The sequence below is a fragment of the Pseudonocardia sp. SID8383 genome (assembly GCF_009864975.1).
Classification (GTDB): domain Bacteria; phylum Actinomycetota; class Actinomycetes; order Mycobacteriales; family Pseudonocardiaceae; genus Pseudonocardia; species Pseudonocardia alni.
Window position 1 is genome coordinate 1 of sequence record NZ_WWFY01000967.1, and the last position, 3444, is coordinate 3444.

The window sequence follows — 3444 nt, forward strand, 5'->3', positions numbered from 1 at the left end:
ACGACCGCGGTGGCCCCGGCCGCCCGCCAGCGCGGCAGCGCCTCGGTGCTGACGTCGGCGGCGGCGTCGAGGGTCAGCCCGGCCCGGGTGCCGTCGTCGAGGACCCGCAGGCCGTGCTCGGCGGCGACCCGGGCGAGCAGCTCACGGCGCACGGTGAAGGTGGCCGAGGGCGTCGAGCCCTCCAGGTAGGCGAGGACCGTGTGCCCGGCCTCGGCGAGGTGCGCGACCAGCGCGCGTACGCCCGGCTCCAGGTCGAAGGTCACCGTGGCCGCGCGGCCCTCGAAGCCGGGGGCGTCCATCAGCACCAGTGGCGGGCCGCCCGGTTCGAGGTCGTCGAGGAACGTCGGCGACGGCGCGTGCACCAGCAGCCCGGCCGGGCGGAACGCCGCGACCCGGCGGACGTCGTCGGCACCGGGCTGTTCGCCGCCCTCGATCACCGACAGCATCAGCTGGTGCCTGCTGCCCAGCGCCTCCCGGATCCCGGTGGTGACCCGCCCGAAGTAGGGGTTGGGGAGGTCGGGGGCGAGCAGCACGACGAGGTCGGTGGTCCCGCGGGCGAGCGAGCTCGCCGCGTGGTCGACCACGTAGCCCAGCTCGTCGACCGCCGCCCGGACCCGCTCGGTGATCACCGCGGACACCCGTCCGCGCGACTTGCCGTTCACCACCAGCGACACGGTGGACACGCTCGTCCCCGCCCGCCGGGCCACCATCGCCGCGGTCACCCGCCGGCCCACCGGTCCTGCCATCCGGCGAGCCTACCCGGACGCGCCACACATCAAGCGCTTGATGTCATGCGCTTGACCAGTCACAGTCGACACGTCCGGAGCCCCCGGACGACCGCGACGACGAAGTGGGACACCGGAGATGACCGAGAAGATCGTCCTGGACTGCGATCCGGGCCACGACGACGCGATCGCGCTGCTGCTCGCCCACGGCGACCCGCGGATCGAGCTGCTCGCCGTCACCACGGTCGTCGGGAACCAGACGCTGGACAAGGTGACCCGCAACGCGCTCTCGGTCGCGACCCTGGCCGGGATCACCGGCGTGCCGTTCGCGGCCGGTGCCGACCGCCCGCTGCTGCGGGAGATCGCCGTCGCCGCCGACATCCACGGCGAGAGCGGCCTGGACGGCCCGGAGCTGCCCGCGCCGGCGTTCGCCGCGGTGGACACCCACGCCGTGGACCTCATCGTGGAGACCGTGCTGGCCCACGAGCCGGGCACCGTCTCCCTCGTCCCCACCGGCGGGCTGACCAACATCGCGCTCGCCGCCCGGCGCGCCCCCGAGATCGTCGGCCGGGTCAAGCGGGTGGTGCTGATGGGCGGCGGCGTCGCCGTCGGCAATCGGACCCCGGTGGCCGAGTTCAACATCGCCATCGACCCCGAGGCCGCCGCGATCGTGTTCGAGGCGGGCTGGGAGGTGGTCATGGTCGGGCTCGACCTGACCCACCAGGCGCTGGCCGCGCCCGAGGTGCGCCGCGCGATCCGCGCCGTCGGGACCGGCCCGGCGCGCTTCGTCGACGAGCTGCTGGACTTCTTCGCCGCCACCTACCGCGACGTCCAGGGCTTCGACGCCCCGCCGGTGCACGACCCGTGCGCCGTCGCCCACGTCATCGACCCGACGATCGTGCGGGCGTTCCCGATGCCGATCGTCGTCGAGACCGCGGGCCGGCACACCACCGGGATGACGGTCGCCGACCGGCGCGGCCCGGCCCCGCAGGGATGCCGCACGCACGCCGCGCTGGAGCTCGACCACACCCGGTTCTGGGAGCTCGTCGTGGACGCGCTGCGCACCATCGGCGACCCCGCCACCCCGGCCGCGACCGTCCCCGCCGACGCCGCCGCCCTCGCTGCAACGGAGCAGATCGCATGACCACCCCCGACCGCCGCCCGGTCGTCACGCTCGTCGTGGCGGTGCTGGCCGCCTGCGTGGCGTTCCAGCTCAACGCCTCGATGCTCAGCCCCGCACTGGTCACCATGGCCCGCGAGCTGGGCACCGACGACGCCACCGTCGGCCTGTCCCAGACGATGTTCTTCACCCTCGCGGCGATGTTCTCGCTGTTCCTGCCGCGGCTGTCCGACATCGCGGGGCGCCGGCGGGTGCTGCTGGTGATGCTCGCGGTCATGCTGGTCGGCAGCGTCGTCGCCGCCCTCGCCGTCAGCGTGCCGATGCTGTTCGCCGGCCGGGCCCTGCAGGGCATCACCGGGCCGGTCGTCCCGGTCTGCCTGCTCATGCTGCGCAGCGAGATCGCCGACCCGCGCCGCTACGGGATCGTGCTCGGCCTGATCACCGCCGTGAACGGCGGCGTGGCCGGTCTCGACGCGCTGCTCGGCGGCTGGCTGGCCACCCACCACGGCTTCCGCTCGATCTTCTGGGTCATCGCCGCGGTCACCGTCGTCGCGCTGGTGCTCGTCGCCGTGTGGGGCGTGGAGTCCCGCCCCTCGCAGGGCGCCCGGATGGACTGGCGCGGGGTCGTCCCGCTCGTCGCCGCGGTCGGCGCGCTGCTGCTGGCCTTCGACGAGGCCGCCGCGCTGTCCGACGCGCGCTGGGGCCGGGTCGCCGGGTACGCGCTGCTCGCCGTCGTCGCCGCGGTGGTGTTCTGGCGGCTGCAGGGCCGCACCGCGCAGCCGCTCGTCGCGCCCGAGGACCTGCGCCGGCGCGCCACCTGGGCCACGCTCGGCACCACGCTGCTGACCATGACCGGCGTGTTCGCCGTGGTCAACGGTCTGGTCGCCTCGATCGCGCAGAACCCGGCGGCCGGGTTCGGGCTCGGTGCGGACCTCACCGCGCTCGCGCTGCTCGCCCCCTACGCGCTGATCGGCTGGCTGGTCGGGCCGTTCGCCGGTCGCCTGGCCCCGGTGCTCGGCTACCGCACCGTGCTGCGGGTCGGGCTGGCCGGCAGCGTCGTCGCCACCGCGCTGCTGGCGGTCGTGGGCGTGCACTCGTTCGCGGTGCTGGTCGTCGCGACGCTGTTGCTCGGCGTCACCTACGCCGGCATCGCCAACATCATGCTCAACGGCCTGGGCGTGCTGCTCTCGCCCGCCGACCGGCCCGGCATGCTGCCCGGACTCAACGCCGGCGCGTTCAACCTCGGCGCCGGGATCAGCTTCGTGGTGCTGCCCGCGGTGCAGGTCGCCGTCGGCGGGGCCGGGCAGACCGGGGTCGGCGGCTACACCGCGGGCATGCTGGTCGGGGCCGCGTGCACCGCGGGAGCGTTCGCGCTGTCGCTGCTCATCCCGCGCCCGGCCGCCGCCGAGACCGGCGCCGCGCACGACGTGGTGGACGCCCGATGAGCCGGGTGCTGGTCGTCGGCTCGCTCAACGCCGACCTGGTGGTGCGCACCGAGCGCCTCCCGGGGCCGGGGGAGACCGTGGCCGGGTCGGACCTGACCGTGGGCCCCGGCGGCAAGGGTGCCAACCAGGCCGTCGCCGCCGCCCGGCTCGGGGC

Annotated in this window: 4 protein-coding genes; 3 read left to right on the forward strand and 1 reads right to left on the reverse strand. The window is 75.3% G+C overall.

All coding sequences use genetic code 11. The features are described from left to right. The coding region (locus tag GTW08_RS23065; RefSeq protein ID WP_161152518.1) for a LacI family DNA-binding transcriptional regulator at positions 1 to 746 on the reverse strand (746 nt) is incomplete at its 3' end. 118 nt (positions 747 to 864) lie between these two features. Here GTW08_RS23065 and GTW08_RS23070 point away from each other — a divergent pair. The 3 genes from GTW08_RS23070 to GTW08_RS23080 all read left to right on the forward strand — a co-directional run. Further along, a complete protein-coding gene (locus tag GTW08_RS23070) occupies positions 865 to 1869 on the forward strand; it encodes a nucleoside hydrolase (RefSeq protein WP_073574260.1) in 1005 nt (334 codons plus the stop codon). Beyond that, positions 1866 to 3290, forward strand: coding sequence for an MFS transporter (locus GTW08_RS23075; RefSeq protein ID WP_073574259.1), 1425 nt, complete (start codon positions 1866 to 1868; stop codon positions 3288 to 3290). The genes GTW08_RS23070 and GTW08_RS23075 overlap by 4 nt, the downstream gene beginning before the upstream one ends. Further along, positions 3287 to 3444 (forward strand): PfkB family carbohydrate kinase (locus tag GTW08_RS23080; protein WP_237454094.1); only part of this gene is annotated, 158 nt, incomplete at its 3' end. The genes GTW08_RS23075 and GTW08_RS23080, both read left to right, overlap by 4 nt.

Bases quoted from the DNA above. Each gene is read 5' to 3' on its own strand.
- GTW08_RS23070 (WP_073574260.1), top strand. From the start codon at position 865: ATGACCGAGAAGATCGTCCTGGACTGCGATCCGGGCCACGACGACGCG.
- GTW08_RS23075 (WP_073574259.1), top strand. From the start codon at position 1,866: ATGACCACCCCCGACCGCCGCCCGGTCGTCACGCTCGTCGTGGCGGTG.